The organism is Streptomyces sp. NPDC001568 (assembly GCF_042893755.1).
Classification (GTDB): domain Bacteria; phylum Actinomycetota; class Actinomycetes; order Streptomycetales; family Streptomycetaceae; genus Streptomyces.
Genome location: NZ_JBIAVF010000026.1, coordinates 26,746 through 44,345 on the forward strand (window position 1 = coordinate 26,746; position 17,600 = coordinate 44,345).

20 protein-coding genes are annotated in these 17,600 nt (G+C 72.2%); 12 read left to right on the plus strand and 8 right to left on the minus strand.

All coding sequences use genetic code 11. From position 1 onward, the window contains the following. The first annotated feature begins 72 nt into the window (after positions 1 to 72). Entirely contained in the window at positions 73 to 897 is an 825-nt protein-coding gene (locus tag ACFY0I_RS35550; protein ID WP_388903797.1) for an amino acid ABC transporter permease, read from the plus strand. Then, the gene (locus ACFY0I_RS35555; RefSeq protein WP_388903657.1) at positions 894 to 1,637 is read left to right on the plus strand and encodes an amino acid ABC transporter ATP-binding protein; all 744 of its coding nucleotides are present in this window, start codon (positions 894 to 896) and stop codon (positions 1,635 to 1,637) included. The genes ACFY0I_RS35550 and ACFY0I_RS35555 overlap by 4 nt, the downstream gene beginning before the upstream one ends. 67 nt (positions 1,638 to 1,704) lie before the next feature. On the opposite strand, the gene ACFY0I_RS35560 is transcribed toward ACFY0I_RS35555, so the two are convergent. After that, positions 1,705 to 2,223 (minus strand): helix-turn-helix domain-containing protein, encoded by a 519-nt coding sequence (locus tag ACFY0I_RS35560; RefSeq protein ID WP_388903660.1) that lies wholly within the window; start codon positions 2,221 to 2,223, stop codon positions 1,705 to 1,707. 119 nt (positions 2,224 to 2,342) lie between these two features. Between ACFY0I_RS35560 and ACFY0I_RS35565 the strand changes: the two genes are divergently transcribed. Then, positions 2,343 to 2,834, plus strand: a complete 492-nt coding sequence (locus ACFY0I_RS35565) for a YbaK/EbsC family protein (protein WP_388903662.1) — start codon at positions 2,343 to 2,345, stop codon at positions 2,832 to 2,834. Beyond that, entirely contained in the window at positions 2,831 to 3,610 is a 780-nt protein-coding gene (locus ACFY0I_RS35570) for an SDR family NAD(P)-dependent oxidoreductase (protein ID WP_388903664.1), read from the plus strand. Before ACFY0I_RS35565 ends, ACFY0I_RS35570 begins: the two co-directional genes overlap by 4 nt. Positions 3,611 to 4,474: 864 nt before the next feature. On the opposite strand, the gene ACFY0I_RS35575 is transcribed toward ACFY0I_RS35570, so the two are convergent. After that, positions 4,475 to 5,071 carry a TetR/AcrR family transcriptional regulator gene (locus tag ACFY0I_RS35575; RefSeq protein ID WP_388903667.1) on the minus strand — a complete coding sequence of 199 codons (597 nt, stop codon included), beginning with the start codon at positions 5,069 to 5,071 and terminating at the stop codon, positions 4,475 to 4,477. Positions 5,072 to 5,241: 170 nt separating this feature from the next. Here ACFY0I_RS35575 and ACFY0I_RS35580 point away from each other — a divergent pair, with 170 nt between their 5' ends. After that, the gene (locus ACFY0I_RS35580) at positions 5,242 to 6,213 is read left to right on the plus strand and encodes an alpha/beta hydrolase family protein (RefSeq protein WP_388903668.1); all 972 of its coding nucleotides are present in this window, start codon (positions 5,242 to 5,244) and stop codon (positions 6,211 to 6,213) included. Positions 6,214 to 6,465: 252 nt separating this feature from the next. Here the strand turns inward: ACFY0I_RS35580 and ACFY0I_RS35585 are convergent, their stop codons facing one another. Both ACFY0I_RS35585 and ACFY0I_RS35590 read right to left on the minus strand, forming a co-directional pair. Next, a complete protein-coding gene (locus tag ACFY0I_RS35585; protein WP_388903669.1) occupies positions 6,466 to 7,038 on the minus strand; it encodes a snapalysin family zinc-dependent metalloprotease in 573 nt (190 codons plus the stop codon). A 421-nt stretch (positions 7,039 to 7,459) separates the two neighbouring features. Beyond that, positions 7,460 to 7,648, minus strand: coding sequence for a hypothetical protein (locus ACFY0I_RS35590; RefSeq protein ID WP_388903670.1), 189 nt, complete (start codon positions 7,646 to 7,648; stop codon positions 7,460 to 7,462). A gap of 674 nt (positions 7,649 to 8,322) precedes the next feature. On the opposite strand from ACFY0I_RS35590, the gene ACFY0I_RS35595 reads away from it, so the two are divergent. Beyond that, positions 8,323 to 8,580, plus strand: coding sequence for a WhiB family transcriptional regulator (locus ACFY0I_RS35595; protein WP_388903799.1), 258 nt, complete (start codon positions 8,323 to 8,325; stop codon positions 8,578 to 8,580). A 191-nt stretch (positions 8,581 to 8,771) separates the two neighbouring features. Here the strand turns inward: ACFY0I_RS35595 and ACFY0I_RS35600 are convergent, their stop codons facing one another. Continuing rightward, the gene (locus ACFY0I_RS35600) at positions 8,772 to 9,077 is read right to left on the minus strand and encodes a hypothetical protein (RefSeq protein WP_388903672.1); all 306 of its coding nucleotides are present in this window, start codon (positions 9,075 to 9,077) and stop codon (positions 8,772 to 8,774) included. A 111-nt stretch (positions 9,078 to 9,188) separates the two neighbouring features. Beyond that, positions 9,189 to 9,827, minus strand: a complete 639-nt coding sequence (locus tag ACFY0I_RS35605) for a hypothetical protein (protein WP_388903674.1) — start codon at positions 9,825 to 9,827, stop codon at positions 9,189 to 9,191. 320 nt (positions 9,828 to 10,147) lie between these two features. Between ACFY0I_RS35605 and ACFY0I_RS35610 the strand changes: the two genes are divergently transcribed. Beyond that, positions 10,148 to 10,405, plus strand: a complete 258-nt coding sequence (locus ACFY0I_RS35610) for a hypothetical protein (protein ID WP_388903676.1) — start codon at positions 10,148 to 10,150, stop codon at positions 10,403 to 10,405. 35 nt (positions 10,406 to 10,440) lie between these two features. On the opposite strand, the gene ACFY0I_RS35615 is transcribed toward ACFY0I_RS35610, so the two are convergent. Continuing rightward, positions 10,441 to 10,941, minus strand: a complete 501-nt coding sequence (locus tag ACFY0I_RS35615; RefSeq protein ID WP_388903677.1) for a metallophosphoesterase family protein — start codon at positions 10,939 to 10,941, stop codon at positions 10,441 to 10,443. 235 nt (positions 10,942 to 11,176) lie between these two features. Further along, entirely contained in the window at positions 11,177 to 12,364 is a 1,188-nt protein-coding gene (locus tag ACFY0I_RS35620; protein WP_388903679.1) for a PucR family transcriptional regulator, read from the minus strand. A 279-nt stretch (positions 12,365 to 12,643) separates the two neighbouring features. Here ACFY0I_RS35620 and ACFY0I_RS35625 point away from each other — a divergent pair, with 279 nt between their 5' ends. The 5 genes from ACFY0I_RS35625 to ACFY0I_RS35645 are packed head-to-tail and all read left to right on the plus strand — an operon-like array spanning position 12,644 to position 17,519. After that, on the plus strand, positions 12,644 to 13,441 hold the full coding sequence (locus ACFY0I_RS35625; protein WP_388903680.1) for an ABC transporter ATP-binding protein: 798 nt from the start codon (positions 12,644 to 12,646) through the stop codon (positions 13,439 to 13,441). Then, a complete protein-coding gene (locus tag ACFY0I_RS35630) occupies positions 13,438 to 14,232 on the plus strand; it encodes an ABC transporter ATP-binding protein (RefSeq protein WP_388903681.1) in 795 nt (264 codons plus the stop codon). The genes ACFY0I_RS35625 and ACFY0I_RS35630 overlap by 4 nt, the downstream gene beginning before the upstream one ends. Further along, positions 14,229 to 15,119, plus strand: coding sequence for a branched-chain amino acid ABC transporter permease (locus ACFY0I_RS35635; RefSeq protein WP_388903682.1), 891 nt, complete (start codon positions 14,229 to 14,231; stop codon positions 15,117 to 15,119). The genes ACFY0I_RS35630 and ACFY0I_RS35635 overlap by 4 nt, the downstream gene beginning before the upstream one ends. Continuing rightward, positions 15,112 to 16,251: a branched-chain amino acid ABC transporter permease gene (locus ACFY0I_RS35640; RefSeq protein WP_388903683.1), complete on the plus strand. Its 1,140-nt coding sequence runs from the start codon at positions 15,112 to 15,114 to the stop codon at positions 16,249 to 16,251. The genes ACFY0I_RS35635 and ACFY0I_RS35640 overlap by 8 nt, the downstream gene beginning before the upstream one ends. After that, positions 16,248 to 17,519: an ABC transporter substrate-binding protein gene (locus ACFY0I_RS35645; protein WP_388903684.1), complete on the plus strand. Its 1,272-nt coding sequence runs from the start codon at positions 16,248 to 16,250 to the stop codon at positions 17,517 to 17,519. Before ACFY0I_RS35640 ends, ACFY0I_RS35645 begins: the two co-directional genes overlap by 4 nt. Positions 17,520 to 17,600 lie beyond the last annotated feature (81 nt).

Here is a 17,600-nt window from a genome sequence, read left to right on the forward strand (position 1 = left end):
CAGCCGGACGACGCCCCGGACGCGCCCCGCACCCCGGCCCCCGACGACACCTACCGGCCCAGTGACCACGAGGTGGAGCGGCAGCGGTTCCGCCGCTCCCGCAACCGCCGCCACCGCTGGATTTCCACCGGCTGCACCATCCTGGGCCTGGTGGCACTGGCTGCGGCAGCCGTCGCCTCGCCGGGCTGGGAGCGCGTCGACAGCCTGTTCCTCGACGGCGCCGAACTCCGCGAGGCGTTCCCCGAACTCCTGCGCGGCTTCTGGCTGAACATCCAGATGTTCATCGTCGCCGAGGTGCTGATCCTCGTCCTGGGCTTGCTGATCGCCCTTGTACGCGTGACCCGCGCCCCCGGTCTGCAGCCGCTGCGGCTCGCCGCGACGGTCTACGTCGACGTCTTCCGCGGCGTCCCGACCCTGCTGCTCATCTTCCTCGTCGGATTCGGACTGCCGGCCCTGGAGTTGCAGGGCACCCCCTCGCAGCCCTGGGTGCTCGGCGTGATCGCCCTGGTCCTCTCCTACGCCGCCTACGTCGCCGAGGTCCTGCGGGCCGGGCTGAACTCGGTGCACCCCGCGCAGCGGAACGCGGCGCGGGCGCTCGGCCTCAACGAACGCCAGACCCTGCGCCACGTGGTGCTGCCCCAGGCCGTGCGCAACGTGGTGCCGCCTCTGCTCAACGACTTCATCGCGCTGCAGAAGGACACCGCGCTCGTCGCGGTCCTCGGTCCGCTGGAAGTGCTGCGGGCCGCCCAGATCAAGGCGGACTACGACTTCAACTACACCCCGTACCTGGGAGCCGCTCTCTTGTTCATCGCCGTGACCATTCCGCTGACGCGCTTCGCCGACCGGCTCCAGCGCCGGGCGGCGCAGCGCACCTGGGCGGAGGCGGGTCGCCGATGAGCCGACCGCTGCTGCGCATCCGCGGCGTACGCAAGCAGTACGGGTCCCGGCTCGTGCTGCGCCACATCGATCTGGACGTCGCCGAACACCAGGTGGTCTGCCTCATCGGCGGCTCCGGCTCGGGCAAGTCGACGCTGCTGCGGTGCGTGGACCTGCTGGACGTCATCGACGACGGCACCATCCACCTGGGTGACACCGAACTGACCGACCCCCGGCTGGATCCCGATGTCGCGCGCCGGCGGATCGGCATCGTCTTCCAGGCCTACAACCTCTTCCCGCACCTGAGCGTGCTCGACAACATCACCCTCGCCCCGCGCCAGGTCCACGGCGTCCCCCGCAAACGGGCCGAAGCCTCGGCCCTTGAACTGCTGGCACGGCTCGGGCTCGCGGACAAGGCGCACGAGCACCCCGACCGGATGTCGGGCGGCCAGCAACAGCGCGCCGCCATCGCCCGCGCGCTGGCCACCGAACCGGAAGTGCTGCTCTTCGACGAGATCACCTCCGCGCTCGACCCCGAACTGGTGGGGGAGGTCCTGGACGTCGTCGCGGACCTCAAGCTGCGGGGCCTGACCATCCTCATGGCCACGCACGAGATGGACTTCGCCCGCCAGGTCGCGGACCATGTCTGCTTCCTCGAGGACGGCGTGATCGTGGAACAGGGAACGCCGGAACAGGTCCTCACCGCGCCGAAGGAGCCGGCCACGCGACGCTTCCTCGCCAGGGCCCTCGACCGCTCCTGACGGACCGCTGGACGGAGCCGCCGGAGCGCTCCGCTTCGGCGGAGGCGGCGGAGGCGGCGGCGGTGCGTCACCGCGGGTAGCGCACGATCAGCAGGGCCTCGACGTCCCCTTCGGGCGCCTGATACAGGTGCGGGACGTCAGCAGCCCAACTGCCGTGCATGCCAGGGCCGATCAGGGCGGTGTCGGCGAGTCCACCGACGCGCGCGATGCCGGCGAGGACGATGACGTGCTCCGTCGTGCCGGGGGAATGGGCGGCGGACTCCTGCGTCGCTCCGGAGCGGATACGAATGCGGTAGGTCTCCGTGACGCAGGCTTCGGCCTCGAACCGCTCGACGAGGACGGCGTCGACGGCGTGGCCGGAGATCTTGGCGGGAGACGCGAGACCATGCAGAGCGGTGCTCAGCGGCACCCCCAGCGCCGTGGTGAGAGCGTAGAGGGTTTCCAGAGTGGGGTTGCGTCGGCCGCTCTCCAGTTCGGAGAGCGTTCCTTTGCCGATCTTGGACCTGCGCGCCAGCTCGGACAGCGATATGCCCTGCGCCTCGCGCAACTCCCGCAAGCGCGAGCCGACACTGGCAGCCAGATCCATGGTGACCCTTCTCGTCTCCGAGGGCCGGTTGATCCAAAACCCCGAGGGCCCTATCGTTCCACATACAGAACGTTCCGTATACGGAACGACGGCTGCGCAACGCTGTACGAGGGAGATACATGGCACCCCGGGAAGACACGCCCCTGCCCGTTCGCAGCATGGAGGTGGCACGCATCCTCGCTGCGGCCGGCATCGAGGGCCGGGTGCGCGAGCTGACGGACTCGACGCGCACGGCCGCCGATGCCGCCGATGCCCTGGGATGCGAGGTGGGCGCTATCGCCAACAGCCTCGTGTTCATCTCCGACGATGAGCCCGTTCTGGTTCTGACCAGCGGCCGGCACAAGGTGGACACCACAGCAGTAGCTGCCCGGTGGGGACGCGGCGACCTCCGGCGCGCCACCCCGGAACAGGTTCGCCAGGCCACCGGGCAGGCGATCGGGGGCGTGGCTCCGGTCGGCCACCCCCGGCCGCTTCCCACCGTGGTCGACGCGGCCCTGACGGACTACCCCCGGCTGTGGGCTGCCGCCGGGACTCCCCGCACGGTCTTCCCCACGACCGCTGATGAACTCCTCCGGCTCACGGGCGGGCTCCTGCTCCCCGTCGGGTCATGACCAGAGGCACCGCCGGCCGGGGAACCGATCTGACCGGGCAAGTGGCCCTGGTCACCGGCGGCTCGACCGGGCTCGGCCGGGCGATCGCGCTGGGACTGGCCTCCGCGGGATCCACAGTGGTGGTCGCCGGGCGACGGCTGGAGGCATGCGGGCGGGCGGCCGCCGAGATAGCCGCCCGGACCGGCAGCAGCGCCGAGGGTGCGTCCTGCGACGTGACCGCGGAGGGTGCGGTCCACGATCTCGTCCAGGACATCGTCAACCGGTACGGCCGCCTGGACGTGCTCGTGACCAGTGCCGGAATCCAGGCCCGGGGCGACCTCGGGGCGCTCGACGCCGCCACGCTGCGGCGCTGCCTGGACGTCAACGTCGTCGGAACGTTCCTCGCGTGCCAAGCTGTTGTGCCCACGATGCGGCGGGCCGGGTACGGCCGCATCGTCACCCTGGCCAGCGCTCTCGGACTGGTCGGCGCCGCAGGCCGGGCGGGCTACGCAGCCAGCAAGGGCGCGGTGGTCCAGCTCACCCGAAGCCTCGGGGTCGAACTCGCGGGCACCGGCATCTGCGTCAACGCGCTGGCTCCCGGTCCCTTCCGCACACCGCTGAACGAAGGCGTTGACGACGACCCGCGTGTCCGGGAGTTCCTCGACCACCAAGTCCCCATGGGGCGCTGGGCCGAACCCGACGAACTCGTCGGCGCGGCGGTCCTACTGGCGAGCCCGGCGGCGTCCTACCTCACGGGTGCGGTACTGCCGGTCGACGGCGGCTGGACCGCCCACTGATGGCGTGGGCGCCCCATGCCGTCCGGCGCGGATCCGGGTTGAGAACGATGCGCCGTGCCGACCGGGCCCGCATGCGGGTACGGGTGGAGCCCTTCGCCCGGCTTCACCGAGGTCGGAGTGTCGGTACCGAAGACCGGGGTGCCCAGCAGCGTCAACGTCAGGAGCCGGACACCCGCCAACCAGGGCCGGTAGCCGTAGCCCACGGTCACGTCGAGCAGGTGCCCCCACGCCCGTGCCGGCAGGGACAGGGTCAGGCGTCGGTGACGCTGTTTTGCCAGGAGCACGCGGCGGGCGTCGTCGTGGCCGATCCGCCGGTACCAGCCCGTGAGTTGCTCGTACGGCTGCGGCGCATATCCGGGATTCCGGCGGACCCACGCCAGGCGACGGGCCGCCTCGCCCCTGACCGGGGCTCCGCCTTCGTCCGCCGGTGACGCCGTAGCCGCCTTCGACACTCGACCGCCTCAGATCCAGGTCGCCCTCGATCCGTGCGAGTTCGGCATCGATCCCCGGAACCCGGCTGTCCGTGATCTCGATCGTCCGGGTCGTGGTCCCGTGCAGCCGCACCGCCTCGTCCAGCCGGCAGCCCACCAGCGAGAACGTGTGGCGGATCTCCGCCCCGGACAGGTCGAGACGGCCGGTGATACGCGCCCCGGCGAGCCGCAGGGCGGCTACGCCGCCGGACCGATCGTCGTTCGCGCCGAGCAGCAACGCCGTCACGACGGCCGCGCGGACGGTGCGTCCGGGACCCCATGGAGCACCCGCGGAGGGAGCGTCCGCCTCGGGCACGCCTGTGCGCAGATCAACTCGACTCCCCTCGGGGAAGGCGTCCGGGTTCTGCGGCGGGTGGACGGCGGCGGGCGGTCGTCAGGTGGCCTGGGCGCGCTGGAGCCCCTGGAGGAGGAGGGCGACCAGGCGTCGCGGGTCGTAGCGGGGGTCGTCGTCGCGACCGATGCAGAGGTTGCCGATGCCGCGCATCAGCTCGTAGGGCTGCGTGCCGGGCCTGATGTCGCCGGCCTCGACCGCGGCGTCGAGCAGGTGGGCGCAGACGGGCAGCAGGCGGTCGAGGAAGTACGCGTGCAGCGCGGCGAAGCGGTCGTCGTCGGATTGGAGGGCGTCGGCGAGGCCGTGCTTGGTGACCAGGAAGTCGACGAAGAGGTCGATCCATTGGCGCAGTGCGTCGAGCGGGGAATCTGCGCCGGCCAGCAGGTTCGGGCCGGCTTCGGCGCAGGCCTCGATCTGGTGCTGGTACACGGCGGTGACGAGGTCCGCCCGGGTCGGGAAGTGGCGGTAGATCGTCGCCATCCCGACGCCCGCCTGGGCCGCGATGCGGCGGATCGGCGCGTCGACGCCGGAGGTGACGAACACCTCGGCCGCGGCAGTGAGCACCGTCTCCCGGTTGCGCTGAGCGTCGGCCCGCTTGCTGCGGGACGACGAATCCACTGCGGGACCCTCGGTGGCCATCACGTTCCCCTTCGACACCGATTGACAAAACGGAGCAGCGCTCCGGATACTAAATGGAGCAGCGTTCCGTTTCAGTTTAGCCGAAACGGGACACCCCTGACCGCCTTGCCCGCCCGCCGACGACAGGAGAACCGGCGGGCGACGGGCGCCACCGAAAGGGAACCCCCACCGTGAGCACATCCACCAGCACCGCCACCACCGCCGGCGCCTTGGGCGAGCCCGTCCCGGTCCTGTCCCTCAGCCCCGTAATCCTGTCCGTGCCCGGACGTCCCGTGGATCTCCAGGTGCGCGTCTCCGCACCCTTGACCGGCACCGGCCTCCCCGTCATCCTCCTCTCCCACGGCCACGGCCCTTCGAACAACCTCTCGTCACTCAACGGGTACGCGCCACTCGCCAACTTCTGGGCGGCGCACGGATTCGTCGTCATCCAGCCCACCCACCTCACCTCCAGGACACTGACCGCCCTGGTCGCGGACGCCCCCGGCGCACCCGACTTCTGGCGCTCGCGCGCCATGGACATGACCCACATACTCGACCGGCTCGAGGTGATCGAGAACGCCGTGCCGCAGTTCGCCGGGCGGATCGACCCCACCAAAGTCGCCCTCGCCGGACACTCGTTCGGCGGCTTCACCGCCGCCCTCCTGCTGGGCGCCGGACTCACCGACCCCGACACCGGGGATCTGGTGCACCTCCACGATCCGCGCATCAAGGCGGGCGTACTGCTCGCCCCGCCCGGCAGGGGCGGCGACGTCTTCAACGGACCCATGGCCGAGCAGTGGCCGATCATCGGGGCCGTCGACTTCTCCACCATGACCGCACCGACGCTGGTCGTCACCGGCGACAAGGACGACCCCCGGCACTTCACGGACATGGGCCCGGACTGGCACGCCGACCCCTACACCCTGGCGCCCGGTCCCAAAACCCTGCTCACCCTGTTCGACGCGGAGCACGGACTCGGCGGGATCGCCGGATACGACGCCGCCGAGACAACCGACGAAAACCCCGAGCGGGTCGCCGCCCTCGCCCAACTCACCGCGGCCTACCTCCGCACCCGGCTCCACCCCGGCGACAACACCTGGCAGACCACCCACGAGGCATTGACGGTCGCACCCCACCCGGCAGGCCGAGTCGAATCCAAGTAGGCCCTCTGCCACGCCGATCCGAGGGGTGAACGGGGTCGGCCGGCGGCCGACACGGAGGGTGCGGCGACCGGGGGCGCGCGCTCCGTCGTGCTGGTGACCGCCGTGCCGGCGACCCTCGACGCACACGCGCTCGTGGTACTGAGCCACGTCGACGCGGCCGACCCCGCGCCGGCCGGTGGACCGGCACGGCCGCCGTCCGGGAGTCCCCTCCCGGCCAAGCGCCCGCACCGGCCCACCCACCGAACCCGAAGGTCAGGGGGCGTCGATGAGTACCCGGCCGTCGGTCGGCACGGCTGCCGCGAGCCCGTTCGCGTACGCGTTCTGCACGCGGGAGCGCTCCGTCGCGTTGGGCACGGCGTTGACGCAGGCCGTCCCGGCGCTGGATCCGGACATCAGCTGGGAACACGGCCCCGGCTTGGTGTCCGGCAGGCCCAGGCTGTGGCCCAGTTCGTGCGCGGCGATGCGCGTCTTGTCGTACCCCTGACTCACGGCCTGCGAACCGAGTTCGACCCGCACCTGTCGCCCCGGACGGACCGGGCCGAGGTTGGCCTGCGGCCAACCGGTGGTCGCCACGATGACGATCTCCGCCCGGACCCCGGGCGCGGCCTCCACCAGCCGTACGTTGCTGACGTTCGCGTTCCAGGAAGCGACCCCGGCCGCGATGGCCGCTTCCCAGCCGCCGGCCCGACTGTCGTCGTAACGGAGCGTCACCACCGCTGCGGTGGCGTCCGGTACGGGCGTGGGTGCCGCGGTCGCGGCGGTTGCCGCCGCGAGGACCAGCGCGGCGGCGGAGGTGCCGGCTTTCAGCCAGATGCCCAGAGACATGGTGGAGTTCCTTCACGCGTGGGGGACCCGGCCCCTCGGCGGAGCCGGGGCGCTGGAGACGCCGCCACCGCCCGCCTGTTGCCCGCGCGTTCGGACAGCCGCCCCTCCGGAGCCCTAAGAAGGTAGCCCCGCACACCGCCGACCCGTCATGCACCTGCCAGCCAATTCCGGCAGGAACTCCGGCCGATGCCCGGTCAGCGGGCGGCCCCCACGAGGTAGCGCCGCCGCCCCTCGTCGGCGCGGCACCTGACGGCGCCGGCACGCAATGGTCCTGCGTTCCGGCTTCGGGCCTCCCCCTCGTGGCGACGAAGCGTGAAGCACGATCCCTTGGCCACGGGGGCGCCCGACCAGCCCCCGCTCAGGGGCTCACCTCCTCACCACAGCGCCCGGGCCTCGGCGGCCCGGGCGCGAAAGGCGGCGGCTATGCCGGGCGGTGCCGAGGGGGCACGAACCGGGCGCGTGTGAAGCAGGCGTGGATGCACAGGGCGCCGCAGGCGTCCTTGCGCAGGACGGCCTCGGCCATCGTCTGCCACTGCGGCAACGGGGTCAGAGTGAGGTCTTCGACGCCCTTTCCCGGGCCGGTGGCGGTTCCGCTGATGACGGTGCTCATGGTTCCTCCTGTGAGGGTGCGGGTCGCGCACCCTCAAGGACACCATCCGCCCTCGCACCCGGTGTCATGCCTTCGGGCGGTCCACCGGATGACGTGCGCGGGGCGGGCACCCTGGCCTCAGCGCGGAGACTCCCCGGCCGAGGTATTCACACTGGTGCCGCGGGCAGCGGGCAGATTCGGGGGTGAGGTCGGATCGCCGCTCGCGGGCCGGCTCATCGTCGGGACCGCCGTCGAGCCATCGGCGGAGGTTGGTCCTCTGCGCCGCCTGATACCGGTCCCGGCTGACGCACGGCGGAACTCCGACTGGGCGTGCCTCGGCGCCGGCTCGTCTGCGTCCATTCGGCGAACCACCAGGCACCGGTTACCACGACCGCCCACAGCAGCCCGCTGAACACGGACTTCGACCAGGACGCGTCCTCGCCCCAGCGCTCCACACCGGTCAACACCACCCAGCTGATCACGAGTACAACAGCCGTACGCACACGTCGATGCCTGAACATGCGACCCGCCTACCCCACAGGCCCGCACTAAACGAGACCGTGCTCAGCCGCCGGGAAAGTCAGCTGTCGGGAAAGGGGAGGGCGGAGAAGAACCTGGCGATGTTCTGCATGGACCCGGCGATATCGGCCAGGCGGATGGAGAAGCAACCCGGCAACGCGAACGGAGGCACGACGATGGACTGGCGTCACCAGGCCGCCTGCCGACAGGCAGACCCGGACCTGTTCTTCCCCATCGGCACCAGCGGCCCGGCCCTGCTCCAGATCGAGGAGGCGAAGGCCGTATGCCGACGCTGCCCGGTCCTGAGCGAATGCCTCCAGTGGGCCCTCGAAGGGGGCCAGGACATGGGTGTGTGCGGCGGCCTGACCGAAGACGAACGACGCGCCCTCAAGCGCCGGACCGCTCGGGAGACCCGAGCCCGCCACGAAGCCTGACCCCACCGGCGTCACCTCGTGACGGACGGCCGAGGTGGAAGCACCGGGGACGGCCGAGGTGGAAGTACCGGCGCGCGGTCACGGGCGAAGCTCCGTGGCCGACCCGACCGGAGAGCAGGGGACGACTGTTCAGGTTCACCGACCGGCGACAACCGGCCTCACTGCTCCCCCCGGGCGGTCGGCTCGGGCCGTCATGACTGCTCGTCGGGATGGTTCCAATCCAGCACCACCGTCGCCGCCGGCGCCGCCTCCTTCACGTACCAGGCGACGGACTCCTCGAATTTCGGGCACCACAGGTAGGAGCGGCTCACGATGAGCGGGAAATCGGTCTCCGCGACGACGAGCAGGACACCGCCCTCACTCTCCACCGCCACCCGAACCTGGTCGGCGATGCTCTCGTCCCTCAGCAACTCCCTGAGCTCCCCGACGATCGCCTGAGCCTGCGCCTCGTCGGCGATGTTCGACACCCGGAGACTGAATTCGATGTTCACTGACATGCAGGGCACGCTAACGGATCGAATCCGGTCATCGCGTCCGCGCTCGGCATCCTTGGACCATCGCGGCCTACCCTGGCCCGCGGGGGCCCGGTCGTATCGGTCGGACGCCGGTCAGCCGGTGGCCACGGCGATGACGATGAACGTCGCGTAGAAGAGCAGGGACAGAGCCATCGGCACCGAGACGACCAGCGCTTCCGGCCGCCGCCGCACCTGCTTGCCCGGGTCCAGCGGCGGACGGAAGCCGCCCTGCGGGGCCGCGAGCGCGGCGAACGTCGACCTCGGCCCGAGGTTGCGCAGCACGGTGATCGGGGTGAGCAGCAGGGACATCGGCGCCCACCAGCCCTGCCAGAGCGTCTTCGCGGACATGTTCCGGACGGTCGCGGTCCCGCAATCACGGCAGAACGGACCCTGCACGCTCAACGAGCGCATCATCACGACCATGCCCTGGTGACCTCGGACGGTCGCCTGCGCCGCCGGCTGCGCCCCGCACAGCCGACAGCCGGGGCCGCCCTGCTGGGGCAGGCCCGCGGCGAACGGGTTCCCGTGGCCGGCGGGCTGCTGCGGGGCGGCGCCGGGCTGCTGCTGCGCGTACGGATTGCCGTGCCCCGCCGGCTGCTGCGGCTGCTGGGCGTACGGGTTGCCACGGCCGGGCTGCTGCTGGGCGTACGGATTGCCCTGGTTGCCCTGCTGGGCGTACGGGTTGTGCTGGTGCGGCGGGACCGAGCCCTGCTGCGGTGGTGGAGTGGCCACGATGGGTCCCCTTGGAGAAGTCGGTTCGGTCACCTGGGGCGGTGATCAAGGCACCCTAGCGGCATCCATCATGTCCCCAACAAATTGTCGCGGGCCAGGCCGAAGTGGAAACGACCCGTCGGTCAGGCCCGGCGCGTTCCAGCACGGCGACAGGGGCTTCGCGAGCGGCGTGACCCTCCGGCGGAACGACACGGGCAGCATGGTCATCGTGGCACTGAACGCCACCTCCGAGGACAGCGGCAGGATCGACGGAAGCCTGACCGCCGGTCCCTGACCACGTCACCCGCGCCTCCCGCCGGAGCGAAATCGATCCTGAGGCCGTGGCCGTCGCCGAAGGCAACTTCCGCGACACCGCGGTCAACCGCGGGAACCGGCCCTGCCGGCCCCACGTGTGCGCGGGCCCGACACGGGTGCTCCCCGTCGAACGCCGTTTCGGGGAGGGGGTTCTCGGCCTGTACGGCGCGCTGCTGATCCCCGGGTTCCCGGGAGCCGTCGGTCGCCGTGTCCTGGCGGCGTACGCGAAGGAGACGAGCGATGGGCGGCGACGGGACGCGACTGCCGAGCAGCGGGCCGAGTGACTCGCTGACGCGCACGGCTCCCGATCCCCCGCAGCTCAGCGCCGCGGGGGGAGGCGGTGGAGTGTCACGTCGTCCACCCTCGCGCCCGCCGCGGTCAGCGTCATGAACGAGCAGAACGGTTGGCGCCTGCGGTCCGTGGGCGAGCCCGGGTTGAGCAGGCGCAAGCCTCCGACCGTGGTGTCCCACGGGATGTGGCTGTGGCCGAACACCAAGACGTCCACATCGGGGAATCGCGCGGCGCAGCGCCTCTCCCGCCCCGCGGCGGCTCCCGTCTCGTGCACGACCGCGAAGCGCACTCCTCCCAGCTCGGCACGGGCGACCTCCGGGAGTCTGCGGCGCAGGTCCGGGCCGTCGTTGTTGCCGTACACCCCGATGAGCCGCCGGGCCCTGGAGCCCAACAGATCGAGGGTGGCCTCGTCGATCCAGTCCCCCGCGTGGATGATGACGTCAGCGTCGTCGACGGCCGCCACGAGGGGTTCCGGGAGCGAAGCGGCACGCGCCGGCAGATGGGTGTCCGAGGTCAGGAGGAGCCGCATGCGTCCCACGATAGGCGGCCCGACCGTCGTGGTGCGTCACATGACCCACTGACCCACCTGATCGATGCGCGGCTCAGCCGCCCCGACGCAGCCGCCTTCCTCGCCGCCGACGACCTTCTGGTCGAGACGCCCGGGCGGGGGCCGGGCGGGGCCCGCCCGAACTGCCCCGGTAGGGGGGGCCCGGCGGGCGTTCCCGGCGTAATGCCGCCTCACGACGGGGTCGCCGTCCGTGCGGTCAGCCGCCCGACAGGCGGTACGCGTCCCGCGCCAGCGTCAGGGCGATCAGGTCGCGGGGGCGGGAGAGGGACTTCGAGGTCAGGTGCTCCAGCCGGCGCAGGCGGTTGAAGACCGTGTTGCGGTGGCAGTACAGCCGGCTCGCCGCGCGGCCCGCCGAGCCCTCCGCGGCCAGCCAGGCGTCGAGGGTCTCCAGCAGCATCGCCCGGTCCGCCGGATCCAGGTCCAGCAGGGGGCCGAGGACCGCGTGGACGAGTTCCGCCGAGAGTTCGGGCTGGCGCACCACCAGCGCGGTGGGCAGTCGGTCGGCCAACTGCACCAGTACCCGTTCCTCCTGGCCGCAGGTGCGCAGCGCCGTCTCGGCCAGGCGACGGGCCCGGCCCAGTTCGGTCAGTCCGTCCACCACCGGGCTGATGCCGCCCGGTCCGGGACAGCGGTCCGCCAGCTCCACCGCGAGGTCGGCCGGCGAGGAGTCGCCCAACGCCACCACGGCCAGTTCCCGCTCGGTGCGCATCCGCCAGAACAGCCGCATCCCGTTCGCCGCCGCCACCCGGTGCACCGATTCGCCCCGGTCGGCAGGCAACACCACCACCACGTACCGTCCCTGTTCGGGCAGGTCCAGGGCGAGTGCCACCTGGGCGGCCAGGGCCGGTGCGGCGTCCCCCTCCAGCAGGGCGTCCAGGAGGGCCTGCACCCGCTCGTCGCTGCGCCGGCGCATCTCCACCTCCGTGGTGCGGTACGCCTCGGCGGTCGCGGTCGCCTGCTGTTCGATGCCCGCCCACATGGCCCCGGCCGCGCGGGCCAGTACCGGCAGGGCCTCCGGTTCCTTCTCGGTGACGATGTCCAACAGCGCGTCCCAGGTGAGCCGCCCCGCCCTGCGGTACGCGTAGAGCAGGAGGTCCAGCGGCAGCCCCTGCTCGGCGCGCCGGCGGCCCAACTCCTCGGCGTACGCCAGGTCCTTGCGCGGGGCGGACCGGCGGGCGGCGAAGGCCTCGATCCCGTAGTGCATGGCCTCGCTGACCTGTTGCCAGTGCTCGTCACGCGGGACGGCCAGGTCGAACAGCGGCGAGTGCTTCGCCAGGTCCTCGATGAGGTGGTCGGTGAGTCCGGGGATGTCGGCGATCAACACGTCCGCCGCCGACAGCAGGACCGACCATTCCTCTTCCGTGCGCGTTCTGCGTCCGCCCATGGCCGCCGAGGATGTCATCCGCCTCCGCCGCCGTCAGGAGCGCGCGCGCCAGGTCTGTGCCGGTGCACAACGCGTTCCGGTTCCGGCTGGTCATCGGCAGCGATTCCGCATCCGGGCGTGGACGGGTGCCCCGGGCCGGTGTTGGGGTGTGCGCCAGCACACAGGCCGTACGCAGGGCCTTCCAAGGCTCTTCCAAAGCTCTCCAAGGGGCCCTGCCAGGGCCCGTCGGAGGCCCTTTCGAAGGCCCTGTCGGGGACTGTCCGGAGGAAGGAGGAGGACGTGGGTTCGCTGGAGGTGCGCGCGCTGTCCGTCGGCTACGGGCCGGTCCGGGCCCTGCGCTCGGTGTCGCTCGACGTGCCGGCCGGCGCGGTGGTCGTCGTGCTCGGCGGCAACGGCGCGGGGAAGTCGACGCTGCTGCGCGCGGTGTCCCGGTCGCTCGGGTTCCACCGCGGCGCCGTGACGGGCGGGAGCATCAGCTTCGACGGCAGGCCGCTGGACGGGCTCGGTCCGGACCGGGTCGTCGCCGCGGGAGTGGTGCAGGTCCCCGAGGGGCGGCAGGTGTTCACCCGGATGACCGTCGCGGACAACCTGCGCGCCGGGGCCCTGGGCGGCCGCGCGGGATCCCGGGCGGACACCGCCCGCTCCCTCGCCCGGGTCCACGAGCTGTTCCCGGTGCTGGGCCGGCGGGCGCGGCAGCGCGCCGGGCTGCTCTCCGGCGGCGAGCAGCAGATGCTCGCCCTGGGACGCGCGCTGATGGCCCGCCCCCGCCTGCTGCTGCTCGACGAACCCACCCTCGGGCTGGCGCCCAGGATGGCCGCCACCATCGCCGAGACCATCACCGAGATCAACGCCTCGGGCGCCTCGGTCCTCCTCGTCGAACAGAACGCCGCACTGGCGTTGCGCCTCTCCTCCCACGCGTACGTGATGGAGGTCGGCGAGGTGACCCTCGACGGCCCGGCCGCCGAGCTGGCCGCCTCGGACGAGGTGCGGCGCCGCTACCTCGGCATCACCGACGGGGGCGGCTCCGTACCGGCTCCCGCCGGAGAGCGGCGGGAGCTGGGCAGGTGGTCGGCGTGAGCGGGCCCCCGTCCGCTCCCCCGCCGCTGACCGTCACCGACGTCACCGTCCGCTTCTCCGGCCTGACCGCGCTCGACTCCGTGTCCTTCACGGTGGAACCCGGCAGCGTCCACGCCGTCATCGGGCCCAACGGGGCGGGCAAGTCCACCTGCTTCAACGTGCTGTCCGGGGTGTACCGGGCTTCCGCCGGCAGCGTCCGGTTCGGCGACGCCGAGCTCACGGGCCTTCCCCCGCACGCCGTCGCGGACCTCGGCATCGCCCGTACCTTCCAGAACCTGGCCCTGCCCCCGCACACCACCGTCGCCGACAGCCTCCTCCTGGGCCGCCACCGGCTGATGCGGTCGGGGTTCCTGGCCGCGGGCCTGCGGCTGCCCGCCGCCGCCCGCGAGGAGCGCCGGCACCGCGAACGGGTCGGGGAGATAGCCGAGTTCGTCGGACTGGAAGGGGACCTGGCCGCGCCCGCGGGTTCCCTCCCGTACGGGAAGCAGAAGCTCGTCGAACTGGCCCGGGCGCTGTGCATGGAGCCCCGGCTGCTGCTCCTCGACGAGCCCGTCGCCGGCATGACGGCGGACGAGAGGCACCGCACGGCGGCCGTCATCGCGGGTGTCCGGGACGGCCTCGGCATCTCGATCGTGCTGGTCGAACACGACATGGGGGTGGTGATGCGGCTCGCGGACGCGGTGACCGTACTCGACTTCGGCAGGCGCATCGGCGGCGGAACTCCCGCGCAGGTGCAAAACGATCCCGCGGTGGTCCGCGCGTACCTCGGAGAGGAGGAACCGGCCGCATGACCACTTTCCTCGAACTGCTCCTCGGCGGGCTCTCCATGGGCTCGGTCTACGCCCTGATCGCCCTCGGCTTCGTGGTCATCTTCAAGGCGACCGAGGTGGTCAATTTCGCGCACGCCTCCCTGCTGCTGGCGGGTGGGTACGTCACCGCGACGCTGCACGAGGAACTCGGATTCTGGGGCGCCCTTCTGACCGGCGTCCTGGCGGCGGCGGCGGTGGGGGCGGCGATCGAGTTCCTGGTGATGCGGCGCTACCGCGGCCAGGACCAGAGCGTGCTGGCCATCGTCACCATCGGCGTCGACATCCTCCTCATCACCGACCTCACCCGGCGCATCGGCACGGACGTGCTCTCGCTCGGCGATCCGTGGGGCGATCGCGTCGTCCACCTCGGCCCGGTCACGGTGCCCCAGACGAGGATCGCCGCGATCCTCGCCGCCGGCCTGCTGATCACGGTCTTCATGCTCGTGTTCCGCCACACCTCCTGGGGCGTGGCGATGCGCGCCGCCGCCGAGCGGCCCGAGACGGCCGCGCTGATGGGCGTACGGCTCGGTCGGGTCTCGCTCGCGGCCTGGGCCGTGGCCGGGGCCCTCGCCGCCGTGGCCGCGCTCTTCCTGACGGTCTTCCCCACCCCCGGTCTGGAGCGGGCCACCTCCCTCGCCGCGCTCAAGGCCTTTCCGGCCGCGATCCTCGGGGGCCTCGACTCCACGTCGGGCGCGTTGGCGGGCGGTCTGATCGTCGGAGTCACCGAGGCGCTCGCGACGGGCTACCAGGGCCAGTTGGCCTTCCTGGGTCGCGGCATCGGCGACCTCGCTCCGTACCTGGTGATGGTCGCGGTCCTGCTGGTCCGCCCCGCCGGACTCCTCGGCACGAAGGAGCTCGCCCGTGTCTGACACCCGCAGCGCCGTGCGGCGCACCGGGGCCGCCACCGCCGCCCGGGCGGGCGGCCGGCCACGAGGGGCGAGCGTCCGAACCGTGTCGGCGGCAGCCGCGGGCCTGGTGCTCCTCGCGCTGCCGTTCTACCTCGACCGGTTCTGGCTGCAGGCCGGGCTGTTCGCGATCGCCGCGGCCATCGGCGCCATCGGGCTCAACCTGCTCACCGGGGCCACCGGGCAGCTGTCGATGGGCCACGCCTTCTTCCTCGCCGTCGGCGCGTACGGGTACTGCGCGCTCGCCGGGGACGGTGGCACGGCCGGCGGCCACGCGCCGGTCGGCCTGGGCCTGCCCGGTTGGCTCGCCGCGGTCCTGGCCGTCGTCCTCGCCGGGGCTGCGGGCGGTCTCTTCAGTCCCATCGCCGGCCGGCTGCGCGGGGCGTACCTCGGCATCGCCACCCTCGCGCTGATCTTCATCGGCCAGCACCTGCTGTTCAACGCGACCAGCCTCACCGGTGGCTTCAACGGGCGTGCCGTGGAGCCGCTGTCCCTGTTCGGATTCACCTTCGACGACGCCGAGACCGTCATCGCCTCCGTCCCCTTCCACTCCGCTGAAAAGCTCTGGTACGTGGCCCTGGCCGCCCTCCTCGGCGGCGCCCTGTTCGCGCGCGGGGTCCTGCGGGGACGGCCCGGCCGGGCCATGAACGCCCTGCGCGACCACAGCATCGCGGCGGGGGTGATGGGGGTGGCGGTCGCCCGGTACCGGGCCGCCGTCTTCGTACTGTCGTCCATGTACGCGGGGCTCGCCGGCGTCCTGCTCGCCCTCGTCTTCCAGCGCGCCGTGCCCGACTACTTCGGCATGGTCCTGTCCCTGGAGTACCTGGCCATGATCGTGATCGGCGGCCTGGGTACCGTCCGGGGCGCCGTCGTCGGCGCCGTCTTCGTCTCCCTGCTGCCCCAACTGCTCACCCGCTACAGCGACGCCCTCCCGCTGGTGTCCGCGCCCGGAACGGGCGGGGTGTCACCGGGCGAGGCCTCCCGCTACCTCTACGGCGCGGCGGTCGTCGCGGTCGTCCTGTTCCTGCCCGGCGGCCTCACGGGCATCACCCGGACCGTCCGGAACCGCACCACACCCCCGAAGGAGCGAACGTGAACAGAAGAAGGCTCTCTGCGGCGGCCCTGGCGGCCGCGCTCGTCCTGACCGGCGCCGCCGGGTGCAGCGGCAAGGCCAAGCCCGCCGCGGGCACCGCCGGGGACAAGCCGGCTGCGGGCGGGGTCAAGGCCGGGGCAGGGGTGAACGACACGACCATCCGACTCGGCTCGCTCACCGACATGACGGGCGTCTACGCGTCCCTCGGCAAGAGCGTCACCCAGGCCCAGCAGTTGTGGGCGAAGCAGACCAACGCCGCCGGCGGCATCTGCGGCCGCAGCGTCGAGCTGACGGTACGCGACCACGGCTACGACCCCCAGAAGGCCCTCGCCTCCTACACCGAACTGGAGCCCCTGGTGCTGGGCTTCACCCAGTTCATCGGCTCCCCCTTCGTCTCCGCGGTCAAGGAGCGGATCGACGGCAGGGACAAGGGCCTGGTCATCCCGCAGGCCTGGTCCGCCTCACTGCTGGGCAGCCCGTACATCCGTACGGTGGGCGCGACGTACGACGTGGAGACCATCAACGCCGTCGGCTTCCTGCTGGACCAGAAGCGGATCGCCTCGGGCGACAGGATCGGGCACGTGTACTTCGAGGGCGACTACGGCGAGAACGCGCTGACCGGGGCCAAGGCCGTGGCCGCGGAGGCCGGGTTGACCGTCGTCGAGCAGAAGATCAAGCCGACCGACAACGACATGACGGCCCAGGTCGCCGCGCTCAAGCAGGCCGGGGTCAAGGCCGTGGTGATCAGCGCCGGACCCCGACAGGCCGCCTCGCTCGTCGGGGTGGCCGCGGCGGGCGGCTGGAACGTGCCGATCGTCGGCAACAACTCGGCCTTCGCCCCGCAGTTGTTGGCCACCCCGGCCGGTGCGGCCCTGCAGAAGGACTACTACGTCGCCTCCTCGGCCCTGCCGATCGGCTCCACGGAGGCGGCCCCGGCCGCGCTGGCCGCCGCGTACAAGGCGGAGTACCCGGACTCCGGGCTCGACAACGGCGTGGTGGCCGGCTTCACCGCCGGCGCCCTGTTCGGCGAGGTGCTCAAGAAGGCCTGCGCCGACAAGGACCTGACCCGGGAGGGCATCCGCGCGGCGCTGCTGAGCCTGAAGTCCTACGACAACGGCTTCGGCATCACCCACGACTTCTCGGACCCGAAGGCGCCCTCCACCCGGCAGAGCGTGATCCTCAAGCCCGACGCGGGCGTCCCGGGCGGCATGAAGGTGGTGAAGGAGGCCGCGGCGGCGCCCGCCGCGACCAAGTTCACGCCCGCTCCCTGAGGATCCCACTGTGATCGGCCCCGGGCGGCCCGCCGCCGGGGCCGGTCGAAGGCTTCGACAGCAACCCGGTGGCGGTGTTCG

Coding starts and splice junctions, on each gene's coding strand:
- ACFY0I_RS35560 (WP_388903660.1), bottom strand. CDS start 2,223: ATGGATCTGGCTGCCAGTGTCGGCTCGCGCTTGCGGGAGTTGCGCGAG.
- ACFY0I_RS35575 (WP_388903667.1), bottom strand. CDS start 5,071: ATGGCCACCGAGGGTCCCGCAGTGGATTCGTCGTCCCGCAGCAAGCGG.
- ACFY0I_RS35615 (WP_388903677.1), bottom strand. CDS start 10,941: ATGCGGCTCCTCCTGACCTCGGACACCCATCTGCCGGCGCGTGCCGCT.
- ACFY0I_RS35635 (WP_388903682.1), top strand. CDS start 14,229: ATGACCACTTTCCTCGAACTGCTCCTCGGCGGGCTCTCCATGGGCTCG.
- ACFY0I_RS35590 (WP_388903670.1), bottom strand. CDS start 7,648: ATGAGCACCGTCATCAGCGGAACCGCCACCGGCCCGGGAAAGGGCGTC.
- ACFY0I_RS35585 (WP_388903669.1), bottom strand. CDS start 7,038: ATGTCTCTGGGCATCTGGCTGAAAGCCGGCACCTCCGCCGCCGCGCTG.
- ACFY0I_RS35595 (WP_388903799.1), top strand. CDS start 8,323: ATGGACTGGCGTCACCAGGCCGCCTGCCGACAGGCAGACCCGGACCTG.
- ACFY0I_RS35570 (WP_388903664.1), top strand. CDS start 2,831: ATGACCAGAGGCACCGCCGGCCGGGGAACCGATCTGACCGGGCAAGTG.
- ACFY0I_RS35620 (WP_388903679.1), bottom strand. CDS start 12,364: ATGGGCGGACGCAGAACGCGCACGGAAGAGGAATGGTCGGTCCTGCTG.
- ACFY0I_RS35565 (WP_388903662.1), top strand. CDS start 2,343: ATGGCACCCCGGGAAGACACGCCCCTGCCCGTTCGCAGCATGGAGGTG.
- ACFY0I_RS35600 (WP_388903672.1), bottom strand. CDS start 9,077: ATGTCAGTGAACATCGAATTCAGTCTCCGGGTGTCGAACATCGCCGAC.
- ACFY0I_RS35555 (WP_388903657.1), top strand. CDS start 894: ATGAGCCGACCGCTGCTGCGCATCCGCGGCGTACGCAAGCAGTACGGG.